Source organism: Pseudoduganella buxea (genome assembly GCF_009720835.1).
Lineage (GTDB): Bacteria > Pseudomonadota > Gammaproteobacteria > Burkholderiales > Burkholderiaceae_D > Rugamonas > Rugamonas buxea.
Genome location: NZ_WNKZ01000106.1, coordinates 1 through 17,249, shown reverse-complemented (window position 1 = coordinate 17,249; position 17,249 = coordinate 1). Strand labels below are relative to the sequence as shown.

Annotated in this window: 10 protein-coding genes and 1 pseudogene; 3 read left to right on the top strand and 8 right to left on the bottom strand. The window is 64.4% G+C overall.

Annotation, left to right across the window (positions count from 1 at the left end; all coding sequences use genetic code 11):
- The 7 genes and pseudogenes from GM672_RS24125 to GM672_RS24095 all read right to left on the bottom strand — a co-directional run.
- A pseudogene (locus tag GM672_RS24125) lies at positions 1–215 on the bottom strand (hypothetical protein); the annotation flags it as partial.
- Positions 199–930, bottom strand: a complete 732-nt coding sequence (gene scpB, locus GM672_RS24120; protein WP_155473075.1) for an SMC-Scp complex subunit ScpB — start codon at positions 928–930, stop codon at positions 199–201. The pseudogene GM672_RS24125 and the gene scpB, both read right to left, overlap by 17 nt.
- Positions 931–1,209: 279 nt before the next feature.
- Positions 1,210–2,223 carry a glucokinase gene (locus tag GM672_RS24115; RefSeq protein WP_155473074.1) on the bottom strand — a complete coding sequence of 338 codons (1,014 nt, stop codon included), beginning with the start codon at positions 2,221–2,223 and terminating at the stop codon, positions 1,210–1,212.
- A 266-nt stretch (positions 2,224–2,489) separates the two neighbouring features.
- Positions 2,490–3,452, bottom strand: a complete 963-nt coding sequence (locus GM672_RS24110; protein ID WP_155473073.1) for a DedA family protein/thiosulfate sulfurtransferase GlpE — start codon at positions 3,450–3,452, stop codon at positions 2,490–2,492.
- A 22-nt stretch (positions 3,453–3,474) separates the two neighbouring features.
- Positions 3,475–5,163, bottom strand: coding sequence for an ABC transporter ATP-binding protein (locus GM672_RS24105; RefSeq protein WP_155473072.1), 1,689 nt, complete (start codon positions 5,161–5,163; stop codon positions 3,475–3,477).
- Positions 5,160–6,176, bottom strand: a complete 1,017-nt coding sequence (locus GM672_RS24100) for an ABC transporter permease (RefSeq protein WP_155473071.1) — start codon at positions 6,174–6,176, stop codon at positions 5,160–5,162. Before GM672_RS24100 ends, GM672_RS24105 begins: the two co-directional genes overlap by 4 nt.
- Entirely contained in the window at positions 6,176–7,111 is a 936-nt protein-coding gene (locus tag GM672_RS24095) for an ABC transporter permease (RefSeq protein WP_155473070.1), read from the bottom strand. Before GM672_RS24095 ends, GM672_RS24100 begins: the two co-directional genes overlap by 1 nt.
- Before the next feature lie 416 nt (positions 7,112–7,527).
- On the opposite strand from GM672_RS24095, the gene GM672_RS24090 reads away from it, so the two are divergent.
- Together GM672_RS24090 and GM672_RS24085 are read left to right on the top strand one after the other, a co-directional pair.
- Complete coding sequence (locus GM672_RS24090; RefSeq protein ID WP_229417917.1) at positions 7,528–10,317, top strand: TonB-dependent receptor; 2,790 nt, start codon at positions 7,528–7,530, stop codon at positions 10,315–10,317.
- A 438-nt stretch (positions 10,318–10,755) separates the two neighbouring features.
- Complete coding sequence (locus GM672_RS24085) at positions 10,756–13,512, top strand: TonB-dependent receptor (RefSeq protein ID WP_170300218.1); 2,757 nt, start codon at positions 10,756–10,758, stop codon at positions 13,510–13,512.
- Positions 13,513–13,836: 324 nt separating this feature from the next.
- Here the strand turns inward: GM672_RS24085 and GM672_RS24080 are convergent, their stop codons facing one another.
- Positions 13,837–14,004 carry a hypothetical protein gene (locus GM672_RS24080; RefSeq protein ID WP_155473068.1) on the bottom strand — a complete coding sequence of 56 codons (168 nt, stop codon included), beginning with the start codon at positions 14,002–14,004 and terminating at the stop codon, positions 13,837–13,839.
- A gap of 248 nt (positions 14,005–14,252) precedes the next feature.
- On the opposite strand from GM672_RS24080, the gene GM672_RS24075 reads away from it, so the two are divergent.
- Positions 14,253–17,069, top strand: coding sequence for a TonB-dependent receptor domain-containing protein (locus tag GM672_RS24075; protein WP_229417916.1), 2,817 nt, complete (start codon positions 14,253–14,255; stop codon positions 17,067–17,069).
- The last annotated feature ends 180 nt before the right edge of the window (positions 17,070–17,249 follow it).

Genomic DNA, 17,249 nt, shown 5'->3' with positions numbered 1-17,249 from the left:
CCAGCGGGTGCGGCTTCGGCGGGCGCGGACGCCGCCGGGGCATCGGCGCCGGCGGCATCGGCCGTCTTGCGCGTGCGTTTCGGTTTCGGCGTGCCGCCGGCCGCGATCAGCGCGGCGTTGTCCGCTTCGATCTGCGCCTTGGTACGGCGCTTCGGCTTGACGGCGGCTTCGGCTGCAGGCGCGCCGGTCTCGTGGGTGTTATCTGTATTGTTCATTCGTTTGTTCTTGCTTGGGGTCAGCGTCAGGCGCGTCGTCCTGCGCCGCGCTCGCGGCGGGTGCTTCGTCGGGCGCTACATTGTCAGGGACATCGGCGGCATGGGCCGCCCTCTCGAAATTCTCTTGCAGCGCGGCTTCGAGGACTTCCATCGAATTGGCATTCTGCACATCGCTGATTTGCTGCAAAGGCGGCAGCTGGGACAGCGTTTGTAATCCCAGGTCATCCAGGAACTGCCTGGTGGTGCCCAACAGTGCCGGGCGTCCCAGCACATCGCGGTGACCGACCACGTCGATCCAGCCACGGTCCTCCAGCATCTTGATCGTCTGCGAATTGACGGCCACGCCGCGGATCTCTTCGATATCGCCGCGCGTCACGGGCTGGCGGTAGGCAATGATGGCCAGCGTTTCCAGCGTGGCACGCGAGTACTTCTGCGGCTTTTCCGGATTGAGCCGGTCCAGGTACTGCTTCATTTCGGGCCGGCTCTGGAAGCGCCAGCCGGAGGCGAGACCCACTACTTCGATGCCCCGCCCCTGCCAGTCCTGCCGCAACTGCTCCAGCAGGTCCTTGATCGTGTCGCCACCGACACCGGCGCCGAGGGGGCGCCCCTGGTCGTCGGTATCGACGAATAACTTTTTCAGGCTGTGAATCGATAACGGCTCACGAGCGCAAAGCAGCGCGGTTTCGAGGACTTTCTTGGCCTCAGCTGTATCCATAAACAATCTTGTGCTTGCATCATGCCGGAAGCCGCCGGGTCGCAAGGCGCCGGGGCGGTGAAGTCACAGATGGAGAGAGTTGTTTTCGGGGAGAAAACTGCCGACCAGTTCAGGAAGCCCTGTCAGCCTGACGTGCAGCCATGGCGTAAATTCAGCCGATGGCACACGCTGCCGTTTCATCCAACTCTGGTCATTGTAACCGATAAAATCGGGAAAAGTGCAATTGCCCGCGTTGCGTACCGTATCCGGTGCCGCCGCGCGGGCATTTCTCCAGCCCGCTCAGGCCAGCGCCAGCCGTTCGGCCAGGATCGCCGACACGCCCAGGAAGGCCGGGTATTCGGCCGTGATGACGAAGGTGGGAATGGCCGACAGGTAGGCGCGGAACCGCCCCTTCGCTTCGAAGCGGGCGCGGAAACCCGAATTGTCGAAGCGCGCCCCCAAGCGCGGCACGATGCCGCCGCCGATATAGATGCCGCCCTGCGCGCCCAGGGTCACCCCCAGGTTGCCGGCAATGGTGCCGAGCATCGTGCAGAACGCTTCGATGGTTTCGTCGCACAGGGGGCAAGTACCTTCCAGCGCACGCTGCGCGATCTCGGGCGCGCCCAGCACCTCGGCGGCGATATGGCGGTGCGCCGCCAGCGCGCGGTAGATCAGCTCGATACCGACGCCGGACAGCAGGCGCTCGGCCGACACGTGTTCGAATTCCTTCCACGCGAACTGCAGGATCGCCACTTCCGTCTCGTTGATCGGCGGGAAGCTGACATGGCCGCCTTCGGACAGCAGCGCCGTCCAGCCGGCCGGCGACGGAATCAGGCCGGACACGCCCAGGCCCGTGCCGGCGCCGATCAGGCCCAGCGGCGTACCCTCGATGGCCGTGCCGCCGCCCACCTGGCGCTTCTGCGCGGCCGGGATATGGGGCAGCGAGCGGGCCAGCGCCGTGAAGTCGTTGACCACGGCCAGCACGTCGAAGTTGACGTCGCGGCGCAGGCCGTCGATCGAGAATTCCCAGTGGTGGTTGGTCATGCGCACCATGTCGCCCGTGACGGGATTGGCGATGGCAATGGCGCCGTGCCTGATACCGGGCGCGGCCGCGGCAACGTCCGGCAGCGCCAGATAGGCCCGCAGCGCGTCGGCCAGGGTGGGGTAATCGGCACAGGCCAGCACGTGGATGTGGCCGACCTGGCCGGGCGCCGTCTCCAGCGCGAAGCGGGCATTGGTGCCGCCGACGTCCGCCAGCAGGCGCGCACCGCCAGGAAATACGGAAGGGGTGTTCAGCGACGCGGTATCGGACATGGCGTTCATGAGTCAGATGAAAATGATTGAGGCCTCATCCTATCGGATTTCTTAGCAAGGGCGCAAGAGTCAGATGTAGTTTTAGTACAGGATGGTGAAAAACGACGCAAAACCGCGCCAACCCGACAGTAGTATGACTACCACTGCACCCGGAAGTTGTCACAACACCGGTGTCAGCCCCCCGTTTTGTGACAACCTTGCCCGAAAATCGGTCGATCCGGCGCAGCAGGCCGACGTTGACGTGGAAAATGTCGCCTGGCAGCGGATCAGGACCGCAGGTCGGCGGGGATGTGTTCGGCAACGACGACATCGCGTTCGCTGCCGAAGGCGCTGTTCCAGGCGTCGAGGCCGCCATGCAGGGGCTTGGCCAGCGTGTAGCCGTGCTGCTGGAGCTGCTTGGCGACGGTGGCGGCCGTGACGTCGTTCGGGCAACTGCAATAAACGACGATGTGGCGGTCGCGCGGCAGCGCGCCGAGCACGGCCAGCGGGTCGCCGTCCACCAGCAGCGCGCCCGGCACGGGCGCTTCGAGCTGCTGCGCCGTGGCGCTGCGGGCGTCGACCAGCACGGGCTGGTGGCCGTCGTCCAGCAGGGCGCGCAATTGTTCGACGCTGATGCGCTCGGTCTGCATGGCGCGCTGGAAGCGGCGCCTTTCGACATACTTGAACAGCACGAACAGCACCAGCAAGGTGGCCAGGACGGACAGGGCCGTGCTGCCCATCGTCGACAGCATGTCCAGCACCTGGTCGACATTGGCGTGGAAATAGGCGCCGATGCCGATGCCCGTGATGCTCCACAGCAGGCCGCCCAGCGCGCTGAAGGCGAAGAACACGGGCACCCGGGTGCCCATGGCGCCGGCCAGCGGCGGGCCGATCGTGTTGAAACCGGGGATGAACTTGGCGAAGATCAGCGACTTCGGCCCCCATTTGCGGAAGTTGTCCTCGGTCTGGCTGACGCAGTAATCGGGTGACAGCGATATCTTGCACAGCAGCTTCAATATGCGCTTGCCGTAATGGCGGCCGGCGCGGAACCAGAACAGGTCCGCCAGCATGCAGGCGAACAGGCTGACGGCCAGCACGCCCGCCAGCGGCGTGCCGCCATCCATGGCCAGCGCGCCCGATACGATCAGGATGGGGTAAGCGGGAATGGGCGCCCCCATCTGCTCGACGAGGACGACGACAAAGACGATCAGTACGCCATACTCCTGCAGGAGGGAAATCAAGTTCGCCATAGTTCGTCTATCTTAGCGCAATTCACGCATATCGCGGGGGGCCTTGCGGGATAGCCGCCAGCAGCGCTTGCGTGTAGGGATGGCGGGGATTGCGGTACAACTCGTCCGCGTCGGCCATCTCCACCACTTCGCCCGCCTTCATCACCATGACCGTGTCGGACATGTACTTCACGACGGCCAGGTCGTGCGAGATGAAGATATAGGACAGGCCGAATTCGTCCTGCAGATCCTGCAGCAGGTTCAGCACCTGGGCCTGCACGGACACGTCCAGGGCCGACACGGATTCGTCGCAGACGAGGATTTCCGGCTGCATCGTCAGGCAGCGGGCAATGGCGATGCGCTGGCGCTGGCCGCCGGAGAACTCGTGCGGATAGCGGTGATACGCCTGCGCCGGCAGGCCTACCCGCTCCAGCAGCGCCTGTGCCCGCTTCACGCGCTCGCGGTCGTCCGCGCCGATGGCGTGCAGCCGCATCGGCTCCAGCAGGATCTGCCCCACCGTGAAGCGGGGGTTCAGCGACGCATACGGATTCTGGAAGATGATCTGGATACGCCGCTTGTAGACGTGGTAGTCGCGCCGGCTCAGTGCCAGCAGGTCGCGCCCGTCGAACAGGGCGCTGCCGCCCGAGGCCTGGTGCAGCCGCAGCAAGGTCAGGCCCATGGTGCTCTTGCCGGAGCCCGATTCGCCGACGACACCGAGGGTTTTTCCCCGCGGCAGCTGGAACGACACCTCCTTGACGGCCTGGAACTCGCGCTTGCCGAACAGGCCTTCGCGCAGCCAGAAGCTTTTCTTCAGCTTGCGCACGTCCAGCACGATGTCATCGTCCGGCCCATAGCCGCGCTGACGCTGGCGTACCGCCAGGGGCCGTTCTTCCGCCTCCAGATAGTCGGCAATCACGGGCAGACGCCACGGCCGCGTATCGAGCGGCGGACGGCAGTGCAGCAGCGCACGCGTGTAGCGGTCGCGCGGGGCGCCGAATACCTGGGCCGCCGGCCCGGCCTCGCGGATCTCGCCGTGGCGCATGACGATGACGTGGTCGGCGATCTCCGCCACCAGGCCCAGGTCGTGCGTGATGAACAGTACGGCCATGCCCCGCTCTCTTTGCAGGCGGGCGATCAGGGCCATGATCTGCTGCTGGATCGTCACATCCAGCGCCGTGGTCGGCTCGTCGGCGATCAGCAGCTTGGGCTCGCAGGCGATCGCCATGGCGATCATCACGCGCTGCTGCTGCCCGCCCGACAGGTGGCCGGGATAGGCGTCGATCTTCACGGCCGGGTCGGGAATGCCGACCTCTTCCAGCAGCGCCAGGGTGCGCGCCCTCGCCCGCGCCCGGCCCATGCCCATGTGCCGGCGCAGCACTTCACCGATCTGGAAGCCCACCGTGAAGACGGGATTGAGCGACGACATGGGTTCCTGGAAGATCATCGAGATCGCGCTGCCGCACAGGGCGCGCCGCTGCGCGCCTGCCAGGTGCAGGATGTCGCGCCCGTCGAACAGCACCTGGCCGGCCGGGTCGACGACGGTGGTGTCGGCCGGCAGCAGGCCCATCACGGCCAGCGAGCTGACCGACTTGCCGCTGCCCGATTCGCCCACCAGGGCCACCGTGGCATTGGCCGGCACGACGAAGGACACGCCTTTCACGGCATCTACCGTGCCGTGCCTGTCGACCCGGAAGGCAATGCGCAGGTTGCGTACGTCAAGGAGCGGCGTCATGATTTCACTTTCGGGTCGAGGGCGTCGCGCAAGGCATCGGCCAGCAGCGAGAAGGCCGTGACGAGCACCGCCATCGCCACGGCCGCTGCCGCCAACTGCCACCATTTACCCAGCAACAGCTCATTCTGGGCTTCGTTCAGCATCGATCCCCACGACACGACGCCGACCGGCACGCCGAAGCCGAGGAAGGACAGGATGACTTCGGCCTTGATGAAGCCCACCACGAGGATCGACAGCTGCACCAGGGCGACATGGCTGACATTGGGGAAGATATGGCCGAATATGCGGCGCCAGGGGGATGCGCCGATGGCATCGGCCGCCAGCACGTATTCGCGCGCCTTGTGGCGCAGGTACTCCGCGCGGATCAGCCGGTATGGGCCGGTCCAGCCCGTCAAGCCCAGGATCAGCACGATGGTCAGCACGCCCTTCTGCTGCAGCACGGCCGCCACCGTCAGGATCATCAGGATCGACGGAATGGCCGTGAAGACGCTGTAGAACCAGTTGAAGAAATCGTCCACCAGCCCGCCATAGAAGCCCGAGACGGCACCGAACAGGGTGCCCAGCCCCACCGCCAGCAGCGCCGCCACCAGGCCGACGACAATCGACGTCTCGCCGCCCTTGATGGTTTTCTTGACGATATCGTGGCCCCATTTGTCGGCGCCAAACGGCAAGGTGGCGCGGCGCGGGGCGTTCGCTTCCGGATGCTCGCGCGCCAGTTCGGCCCGCAAGGCGCGCAGCTCGGCCGCCAGCGGGTCGAAGGGGTTATCCGGCACGGCCCGCGTGACTGCGGTCGCGGCCGCCGCGTCCGGCGGCGCGCCCACGAAGGCCGGCGGTGCGTAGTTGACGGCCACTTCGTCTTCCCAGTCGGCCGCCACCAGCCCCGTCGCCGACATCAGCACCATCGCCAGGCAGGCGGCGACGACGGCCAGGGCCGCCATCGCCAGCCGGTCCGCGCGCAGGCGGCGCCAGGCCAGAGCCCACAGGCCCGCATGGCCGTGGTCGGCAACGGGCATCACAGCTGCACCCGCGGGTCGACGGCGCGGTACAGCAGGTCCGCCAGCAGGTTGAAGGCCATCGTCGCGGCCGCGACGCAGACGGTAATGGCCTTGATCACCGGAAAATCGCTCCGTTCGACGGCCAGGATCACTTCGCGGCCGATGCCGGGAATGCCGAAGAAGCGTTCCAGCAGGAAGGCGCCGATCAGCAATGCGGGCAGATTGGCCATCACGTGCGTGATGATGGGAATGGCCGCATTGCGCAGCACGTGCACCCACATCACGCGCCGCTCGGACAGGCCCTTGGCGCGCGCCGTGCGCACGTAATCCTGGTTGACTTCGTCCAGCACGAAGCTGCGGTACAGCCGCAGCGTGGGCGCGATCGACACCGTCAGCCCGATCAGGATGGGCAGCGGCGCATAGCGCAGCAGGTTGTCGGCGAAGCTGTCGCTCCACCCCTGCACGGGGAACAGGCCCAGCCGGTACGCCAGGCCGTACTGGAACACGATGATATACACGAGGATCGACACCGACATGCCGACAGTGCAGGCGACCATCACGGCCCGGTCCGTCAGCGAGCCGCGCACGAAAGCCACCGCCAGTGCCAGCGCGATGCCGATCAGGGTTTCCAGGACCGTCATCGGCACCAGCACCGTCAGCGACGGCCCCAGCCGGGTGGCGATGATCTGGCGCACCGGTTCGCCCGTGGCCCAGCTCTGGCCGAAGTCGAACGTGACGACCTGCTTCAGGAAGATGCCCAGCTGGACGGTGTAGGGCTGGTCGACGCCCAGCTGCCGGCGGATATTGGCGATGGCTTCCGGGCTCGACATCTTGCCGGCCAGGATATAGGCAGGATCGCCGCCCACCCAGTTAAACAGGAAAAACACGAGCAGCACGACACCCAGCATCGTGGGCAGCATCTGCCCCAGGCGGCGCAACAGAAAGGCAGGCATGAAACTCCCTGGCAGCGGCGCCGAGCGCCCGAAAAGCCATAACGATAACGCATATCGCCGTCATCGGCGGCCATCGGCAACCATGTGCTCCTGTGGCTGGCCGGTGCCCCGCGCGCCGTTGTAAATTTTCCACAATATTTTGAGAAATGCACCTGCACAATGCCGGCGCGGTTTTTGGTGCAGTTCCCCGACGTTAGGGCGAGTACCGGACTGGAACCGTCTGCAGTCGGAAGTATTGCACCAGCTTGGGAAAACGCTGGCCAACATGGTGCGGGCTGCAAAGGCGAACGCTGTTGACGTGCAATATTGCCGATGTTTTCATCTGAAGCCGGACAAGCCGATACGGCTTTTCCACGAGAGCATTGCAGAAGTACCGTCTGTCGCTCGTTTCAGAAATTCATATGTGGAGATTGCTCATGGTAGAGAAAATGATGGCCCGATCGGTTCGCCTGCTGTTCGCCGGCACCGTGGCAGCAATGGGCATGGCAGGCAACGCCGCCGCGCAGGACGCCCCCGACAGTATCCAGCGCGTCGAGATCACGGGTTCGAGCATCAAGCGCGCCACTGCTGAAACGGCGTCGCCCGTGCAGGTGGTCAGCCGTGAAGAGCTGATGCGCTCCGGTAAAGGCACCGTGGCCGAATACCTGCAGACCCTGGCCGTGGACGGCGCCGGCTCGCTGCCGACTGGCTTCGGCAATGGCTTTGCCGCCGGCTCCACCGCCATTTCGCTGCGCGGCCTGGGGGCCACGTCGACGCTGGTGCTGCTGAACGGGCGCCGCATGGCGCCGTTCGCCCGTGCCGACGACGGCCAGAAAAGCTTTACCGACCTGTCCACCGTGCCGATGCAGATCGTCGAGCGCATCGAGATCCTGAAGGACGGCGCTTCCTCGACCTACGGCGCCGATGCCATCGCCGGCGTCGTCAACATCATCCTGCGCCGCGACTTCACGGGCCTGGAAATCAAGGGCGACACGGGCTGGTCGCGCTACGACGACGGCAAGCAGAACAAGGCCTCCGTCACCTATGGCCAGGGCAACCTCGACGAAGACAAGTACAACTGGGTCGTCAACGCCGAGTACTTCCAGTCGGACAGCATCGCCAACAAGGACCGGTCCCGCCGGCGCGAGCACATCGGCGCGGGCGACCTGCGTTCCTACGGCTTCCCCGTCGGCACCCAGTTCGCCGGCGGCTATATCAGCGGCACTAACAGCGCCAGCCCCGGCCCGGCCGGTGCCGTGCGCGATCCCGTCACGACCAATTACCTGGGCCTGCCCGGCTGCGCCAGCCTGAGCGAAACGACCAACCAGGCCGGCGCCAACGGCGGCTGCCTGTACCACGTCAACCAGTGGCGCGACATGCAGCCGGAGATCGAGTCGATCAACCTGTACAGCAAGGGCACGTTCCAGATCAATGACAGCACCCAGGCCTATATCGAGCTGGGCTACTCCAAGCGCGACACGTCGTTTACGATGGTGCCGCCGTCGCTGACGCCGACCGTGGCCTTCCCGCCGAACGCCGCCAATCCGCAAGGCTTCATCAACTACGGCAACGCCAACCTGATGGCCGCCTCGCACCCGCAGAATCCGTTCGGCGCGCCGGCGCGGATCCGCTACCTGGCGGCCGACATCGGCCCGAGCGTGCGTAACGCCAACAACGAGTTCCGCCGCTTCGTGGCCGGCATCAAGGGTTCGGCCATGGGCTGGGACTGGGAGACGGGCTACACCTACTCCGACTCGCAGCTGGAACTGGTCTACACGAACATGCTGAACATGAACGTGATGCGCGCCGCCCTGAGCGACCCGACGTCGCAGTACTTCCCGTACTACATCGGCGCCCAGGCCGGCCGCAACCCGGCCTCGCTGTACGCAGCAATGGTGGTCAACGCCATGTCGAACTCGAAGAGCAGCCTGTCCGTCATCGACTTCAAGGCCTCGCGTGAGCTGTTCGCCCTGCCGGGCGGCAATATGGGCCTGGCCTTCGGCGCCGAGCACCGCCGCGAGAAGCTGAGCAACCCTTCGCTGTCCGGTTCCGAGAACGGCTCGATCAACTCGAACTATGTGGCCGCCTTCGGCGACTCGAAGGTGTCGGCCGTCTACGCCGAGATCCTGGCGCCCGTGCTGAAGGGCCTGGAACTGTCGGCCGCCGTGCGTTACGACAAATACGACAACTTCAACTCGACCACGCCGAAAGCGGGCATCAAGTGGACGCCCATGAAGAGCTTCGCCCTGCGCGGCACCTACACGGAAGGCTTCCGGGCCCCGGGTGCGGCCGAAGGCAGCAGCAAGTCGCAGTCGACCGGCAACTCCACCGTGCGCGATCCGATCCGCTGCCCGGGCGGCGCGCCGGCCGCCGGCGGCGCCACCTCCACCGATTGCGGCCTGAGCGTGTCGGCCGTCAAGGTCGGCGACGAGAAGCTGCAGCCGGAAACGTCGAAAGGCGTCACCCTGGGGATGGTCTGGGACCCGTTCGACGGCACCAGCGTCGCGCTGGACGGCTGGAAGATCAAGCGCAGCAACGAGATCAACCCGATGCCGTACAACGAAGCCGCCGCCCTGCCGACGGCCATCCGTTCGGATAACAACCTTATCGTCAACGGCCAGGTGATCCCGAACTCGGGCACCCTGATCATGACGCAGGCGCCGTACCGCAACTCCAGCTTCACGGAAGTGTCCGGTGTCGACCTGGACGTGCGCCAGCGCCTGCGCCTGGGCGACTACGGCCGCCTCGTGCTGGGCGTCGTGGTCAGCCACACCGCCTCGTGGAAGCGCCAGGAATCGGCGACGACGTCCTACCAGTTCGCCGGCACGCACGGCAACTGCGATACGTCGAACTGCGCCGGCACGCCGAAGAACAAGGTCAACGCATCGGCCTCGTGGGATATCGGCGCCCTGAACGTCAGCGGCAACATCAACTGGCGTGACAAGATGAAGAACATCCTGTTCGAAGGCAATGTCTGCGCCTCGACCCTGGCCAACGGTCAGCCGGGCACGACCGATTGCGAAATCGCCTCGTTCACGACCCTGGACCTGTCGACCCGCTACGCCGTCAACAAGCAGCTGACGTTGTTTGCCTCGGTGAACAACGTGCTGGACAAGGTAGCACCGCTCGATCCGCTGACGTACGGCGGCCTGAGCTACAACCCGATGGACGCCTCCGGCGCCGTCGGCCGCTACTTCAAGTTCGGCGCCAGCTACAAGTTCTTCTGATCGGAACAATCCGGACAGTCCCGGAAAATTCGGGGACTGTCCCGGAATTTGACTCAGCCGCTCGGCATTGTCCGAAGCGGCGCTCGGAGGCGACCTTACGGTCGCCTTTTTTTTCGCCATCGTGCCCTGCACTTGTTCATGGCAATACATTTCACAGATGTATCTACCATCGCCTTTCCTGCCACCCGCCCAGCCCCCTGACAAAGTTAGTAGAAAAGCTTCACTTTCCTTTACAAAACCAAACAAAAATTGACAAAAAGGCGTAGGTGGTGGTTTGATACGCACCCCGTGATTATTTGTGAGAATTGCGGGGGCTTGAAGTTACCTTATAAATGTAACCAACAGTTGCAGCAATGGGCTGCGTCTCCTTCCGCCCTATCCGGCGAAAGTTGTTTTGTCGTTCGCAATTACGAAAGAAGTTCAATGATTGAGAAAGTTTTGTCTCGCTCCCTGCGCGTGATGTTCGCGGGCAGCCTGGCACTGGGCATGCACGCCGCGACCGCACAGGAAGCCGGCCAGCCCATGCAGCGCGTTGAGATCACCGGCTCGTCCATCAAGCGCATCGCCGCCGAGGCCTCGCTGCCGGTGCAGTCGTTCAACCAGAAGGACATCAAGAAGTCCGGCGTCACCACGGTGACGGACTTCATCCAGCAGATCCCCGCCATGCAGGGCTTCTCCGTGGCGGCCGACTCGGTCGGCGGCGGCGGCGGCGGCGTCACCACCGCGTCGATCCACGACATCGGCTCGGCCTACACCCTGGTGCTGCTGAACGGACGCCGCGTGGCACCGGCCAATTCCGGCACGACCATCGACCTGAACTCGATTCCCCTGTCGGCCATCGAGCGCGTGGAAGTGCTGACCGACGGCGCCTCGGCCCTGTACGGCGCCGACGCGATTGCCGGCGTGGTCAACTTCATCCTGAAGAAAGGCGCTTCCGACTGGGAGATCAACGCCAAGTACAACCGTCCCCAGGAATCGGGCGGCGCGTCGAATTCCGTGTCGATCTCGAAGGGCTTTGGCGACATCGACGACGACGGCTACAGCGTGTTCTTCTCGGCCAGCCACGACGTGCAGAAATCGCTGAAGGCATCCCAGCGCGACTTCGCCAGCACGGGCGTCATCGGTTTCACCGATCCGGCCACGGGCCGCGCGCTGCAGTTCATCAACGGCTCTTCGCGCGCCATTCCCGGTAACGCTACCGTCAAATACCGCACGGCCGACGGCATCGAGTCCGTCAACCTGAACCCGTACGCACTGGCCAACGGCGGCTGCGCGCCGCAGAACCACGATTTCTACGGCGACGGCAACTGCTACTTCGATTCGCCGTCGACCATCGAAATCAACCCGGAAACGAAACGCGACGCCCTGTTCAGCTCGGGCAGCATGAAACTGGGCCAGAGCGGCTTCAACGCCTTCTACGATCTCGCGTACACGGAAGCGAACGTGCGCGCCAGCATCGCGCCGATGCCGGCCCAGTTCTCCATCGCCCAGGGCTCGGCGCTGTACAACCAGTACATCCTGCCGAACCTGACGGCCGAGCAGGCGGCCAACGCCGTCAGTGCCGTGGCCAACTACCGCGCAACGGGCCTGGGCAACCGCGTCTATGACTACGGCACCAAGGCCACCCACGTCGTCGCCGGCGTCGACGGCAATGCCTTCGGCTGGGATGTCAATTCGGCCATCACGTGGTCGCGCAACAAGCAGAAGCAGGACTACGTGGGCGGCTCGCCGCTGGCCGACAAGTTCCAGGCCGCCGTCGATGCCGGCCTGATCGACCCGTTCTCGGGCAGCGTGTCCGACGCCACCCGCGCCGCGCTGCGGGCCAGCGATTTCTCCGGCCTGTACAACACGCAGACGGTGACGATGAAGGGCTGGGATGCGCGCGCTTCCCGTTCCGCCTTCGCGCTGCCGGGCGGCACGGCAATGCTGGGCGTGGGCGTGGATTACCGCAATACCGCCTTCACGATGGCCCAGGAAGACGTGGCCAAGTCGGCCGCCATCCTGAACGACGGCGGCGCCGTCGACAGCGGCTACGAGCGCGACAATGCCGGCGCCTATGCCGAGCTGATGATGCCCGTGTCGAAGCAGCTGGAACTGACGGCGTCGGCCCGTTACGACCAGATCGGGGCCATCGAGGACAAACTGACGGGCCAGAAGATCGGCAACAAGGAAAACGCCACAACGTGGAAGCTGTCCGGCAAGTACTCGGCCACGAAGAACCTGATGTTCCGCGCCGCCGCCGGCACGGGCTTCCGTGCCGCTTCGATGCAGGAAATCGCCGGCGTGCTGGAAGACTGGGGCGTCACCGGCGGCAACTACCAGTGCCCGCTGGCGGGCTCGAATCATCCGCTGGCGTCGTACTGCGGTGGCGTGGGCCGCCAGCAGTTCGAGGCCTTCCAGGGCGGTAACCCGAACCTGAAGCCGGAGAAATCGAAGCAGTGGTCGATCGGCACCGTGTGGGAGCCGACCAGCAGCATCTCGATGGCCCTGGACCTGTGGAACGTGGAAATCCGCGACCAGGTGTCGTCCGTCAACGAAGCGGACATCTTCGCCAACCCCGGCAAGTACCCGGACCTGTTCACCACCAAGCACATCAACGCCACCGGCGAGGACGTGCTGGCCGTGAAACTGCTGCCGATCAATATCGGCAAGACGGAAAACCGCGGCGTCGACTACGACTTCACGCACAAGCTGAACGTCTACGGCGGCAAGCTGACCAGCCGCCTGGCCGGCACCTGGCTGCTCCGTTCCCGTTACACGGTGCCGGGCAAGGACGACGAGTGGACCACGAGCCTGAACCGTTATGGCATCAACGACAAGGTCAGCTTCCGCCACGTGGTGAAGGCCTCGTCCTCGTTCGAGACGAAGCAATACACCCACACGTTGACGGCGGCCTACCGCAATGGCTACACCGACAAGGCGCAGACGGAAGACGACTGCGCCGTCATCGTGGCCGGCTCGCCGGGGGCGTGCTACGGCGTGACCCTGCGCGTGCCGAGCTATACCACCTTCGACTACCAGGTTGCCTACCGCCCGATGCCGAAAGTGGAAATCACGGCCGGCATCGTCAACCTGTTCGACCGCAACCCGCCGTTCTCGCTGCGCAACGCCGGTTCGCACCAGGTGGGCTACAACCCGTCGTACTCGAGCGCCCTGGGCCGCCAGTTCTACCTGTCCGGTTCGTATCGCTTCTGATCGGCAGCTCGCAACATTGAAAGCGGCGCTTCGGCGCCGCTTTTTTTACGTCGCTGCGCTCGACCGTGTCAAAACGGCGGTAGGAAGTCGCGGAGCGCCGCGGCGCCCGGGGAACTGTCCCCGCCTGGGATGGGCCCGGCGTTGTGGCACATCCGGATTCGTTGTCGGATTCGGTGACTGACGCCGAATCGCGTCCAAATGTCCGAAGCGTCCCCGTCTCCCTTCATCCGGTTTTATCGTAATTTAGCATCAAATAATTCATTTATGACGCATTTTGTCGCGCTAATGTAACGCTTTTGTAACAAAACAGGTCTTTCCGGCAATTTATTTTCCCTTTCTCATGATGGCTTTCCGCACTGAAATGGTGCGCAGCAGCATGATGACTTCCTGCATGCAATTCGCTGTAATTTCTGCCAATAACCTCGCTTTTCCTGTTTTCGGATCGTGGCTTTCCGCCGAAATTTGCACCGCAATGGCGCGTTCGTGCGCCATTTGCGCGCAAGTTCATTGATTGACAGTAAATTGCCGCCAATGGTTTGATGGCCTGGCAACGACGAATTTGCAATACGCCCGGTGGCGCGGCCGGCGGGCATCCGTTTAATCACTAGGCGATAGGAATCATCAATATGGCGATGGAAAAAGTGTTGTCCCGCTCAGTACGCATGATCTGCGCATCCGGCATGGCACTGGGAATGCAGGCAGCCCATGCCCAACAGGCAGACCCGGCTGCAGAAGCCCCAATGACGAAGGTGGAAGTGACCGGTTCGCGTATTCCCACCTTGAACCTGGTCGGGGCCAGCCCCGTGACGACGATCACGGCCAAGGACATCAAGACGGACGGCGTGCGTAACGTCGAAAGCCTGCTGAACAACATGCCGCAGGTATTCGCCGACCAGGGCGGCAACGTCGTCAACGGTTCCACCGGTACCGCCACCGTCAACCTGCGCGGCCTGGGTGCGGAGCGTACGCTGGTGCTGGTCAACGGCAAGCGCCTGCCGATGGGCAGCCCGACCAACACGGCGGCCGACCTGAATCAGATCCCGGCACCGCTGATCAAGAAGGTCGAAGTGCTGACGGGCGGCGCCGGCGCCGTCTACGGCTCCGACGCCGTCGCCGGTGTCGTCAACTTCATCATGCAGGACAACTTCCAGGGTCTGCAGATCGAAGCCAATATGAGCGGCTTCAACCACCAGCAGAACGGCGGCGACATCGCCAAGCTGGTCGAAACGCGCGGTGCATCGAACCCTTCGCAGTTCTCGCTGCCCGGCGACAAGGGTTGGGACGGCAAGTCGCGCGATGCCAGCCTGCTGATGGGCTCGAACTTCGCCGACGACAAGGGTAACGCCACCCTGTTCTTCAGCTACAAGAAGGAAGACGAACTGCTGCAGGCCGACCGCGATTTCTCGGCCTGTACCGTCAGCTCGACGGCCACGGGCTTCGCCTGCGGCGGCTCCGGCACCAATGCCACCGGCCGTATCCAGGCCCTGGACGGCCCGAACAAGGGCAAGGTCTACACCGTGGACAGCAGCGGCAACGCGCGCCTCTTCAACAACGCTCTCGACCAGTACAACTTCGGTCCGATCAATCACTACCAGCGCCCTTCCGAGCGCTACGGCTTCAACGCCAACATCCATTACGACGTCAACGACAAGATGCGGATCTACTCCAACTTCTCGTTCCACGACGACCGCACCGTGGCGCAGATCGCCCCGGGCGGCATCTTCGGCAACTCGGCCACCCTGCGCAACGACAATCCCTTCCTGTCGCAACAGCTGAAGGACACCTTGGGCATCACGGCCGCGAACCCGGTCGAAGTGGTCGTCAACCGCCGCAACGTCGAGGGCGGCGGCCGCCAGTCCGAATACCGCAACACCTCGTTCCGCGAGCTGTTCGGCGTCCAGGGCGACATCGGGGGCTGGTCGTACGACGTGTATGCGCAGTCGGCCAAGGTGATCTACTCGCAAAGCGAACAGAACTACTTCTCGTCGCAGCGCATCGACAAGGCCCTGGACGTCATCAACGTCAATGGCAAGGCCGCCTGCGCCTCCGGCGACGCCGGTTGCGTCCCGTACAACGTCTACCAGCTGGGCGCGATCACGCCGGAAATGCTGGGCTACCTGCAGATCCCGGGCATGCGCAAGGGTTCGACGGAGCAGCAGTTCCAGGGTGCCACCCTGGGTGCCGACCTGAGCGAGTACGGCTGGAAGCTGCCGACGGCGAAAGACGGCGTGGGCGTGTCGTTCGGCTTCGAACACCGCCGCGAAAAACTGGAACTGATGACGGATGCGGCCACCCAGGCCGGCGACCTGTCCGGTTCGGGCGGCCCGACCGGCGGCGTGTCCGGCCAATACTCGGTGCGCGACTACTTCGGCGAGTTCAAGCTGCCGGTCCTGCAGGACATGCAGTTCGCCAAGCTGCTGCAACTGGACGGTTCGTACCGCCATTCGAACTACAGCACCGGCAACAAGACCAACACCTTCGGCCTGAACGTGATCTGGTCGCCGGTCGATTCGGTCCGTGTTCGCGCCACCTACCAGAAGGCCGTGCGCGCACCGAACCTGATCGAGCTGTACACGCCACAGGGCAACAACCTGTTCGACATGGACGCCGATCCCTGCGCCGGCACCACGCCGAGCGCATCGCTGGCAGCCTGCGCCAACACGGGTGTCACCCCTGCCCAGTACGGCCTGATCTCGGACAGCCCGGCCGGCCAGTACAACTACCTGCAAGGCGGCAGCACGTCGCTGCAGCCGGAAAAGGCCAAGTCGAAAACCTTCGGCCTCGTGCTGACCCCGACGCGCGACCTGTCGATGACGATCGACTACTTCGACATCAAGGTGGAAGACAAGATCGGCCTGGTCGATCCTGCCACCACCCTGGACAAGTGCCTGACCACCGCCGACCCACGCTTCTGCTCGCTGATCACGCGTGACCGTACCGGTTCGCTGTGGCTGTTCGACAATGGCCGCGTCGTCGCGACCCAGCAGAACATCGGCGGCCAGCACACCCGCGGCGTCGACCTGGGCGCGAACTATGCGATGCGCATGGGCGAGTGGGGCCGCTTCGGCCTGGCCTTCAACGGCACCTACCTGGACAAGCTGACGACCGAGGAAATCAAGGGCGAAGGCGAGTACGACTGCGTGGGCTACTACGGTGCCAACAAGTGCGACCAGCCGAACCCGAAATGGCGTCACAAGGTGCGCGCCACCTGGGGCACGCCGTGGAACGTCGACCTGGCTGTAACGTGGCGTCACATCAATGCCGTCAAGCTGCAGGACCTGTCGGACAACCCGCTGCTCAACGGCGGCAGCACGGAACCGTTCGCCGGCACCAATGCCGTCGACCGCGAACTGGGCAAGCGCGACTACATGGACCTGGCTGCGACGTACACGTACAAGCGCAACTACACGGTGATGTTCGGTATCAACAACGTGTTCGACCGCGACCCGCCGCTGACGTCGCAACTGGCCACGGGCCTGGGTAACGGCAACACCTACCCATCGACCTACGACGCCCTGGGCCGCCGCATCTTCCTGAGCGCGACCGCCCGCTTCTGATTACAGGTTGTTGTGTTGTAACTTTGCCGCCCGGTTCGCCGGGCGGTTTGTTATGGCGCTGTCACCCGGTCGCGGTGAACTGTCTCACCGGCATTTAGCTTCCTGCCGGGAACAATGCAGCCCGTAAAAATTGCTGCGGCGTGCTCAGGTGCCGACAGTCGAGCCCGTGAATCCAGCCCA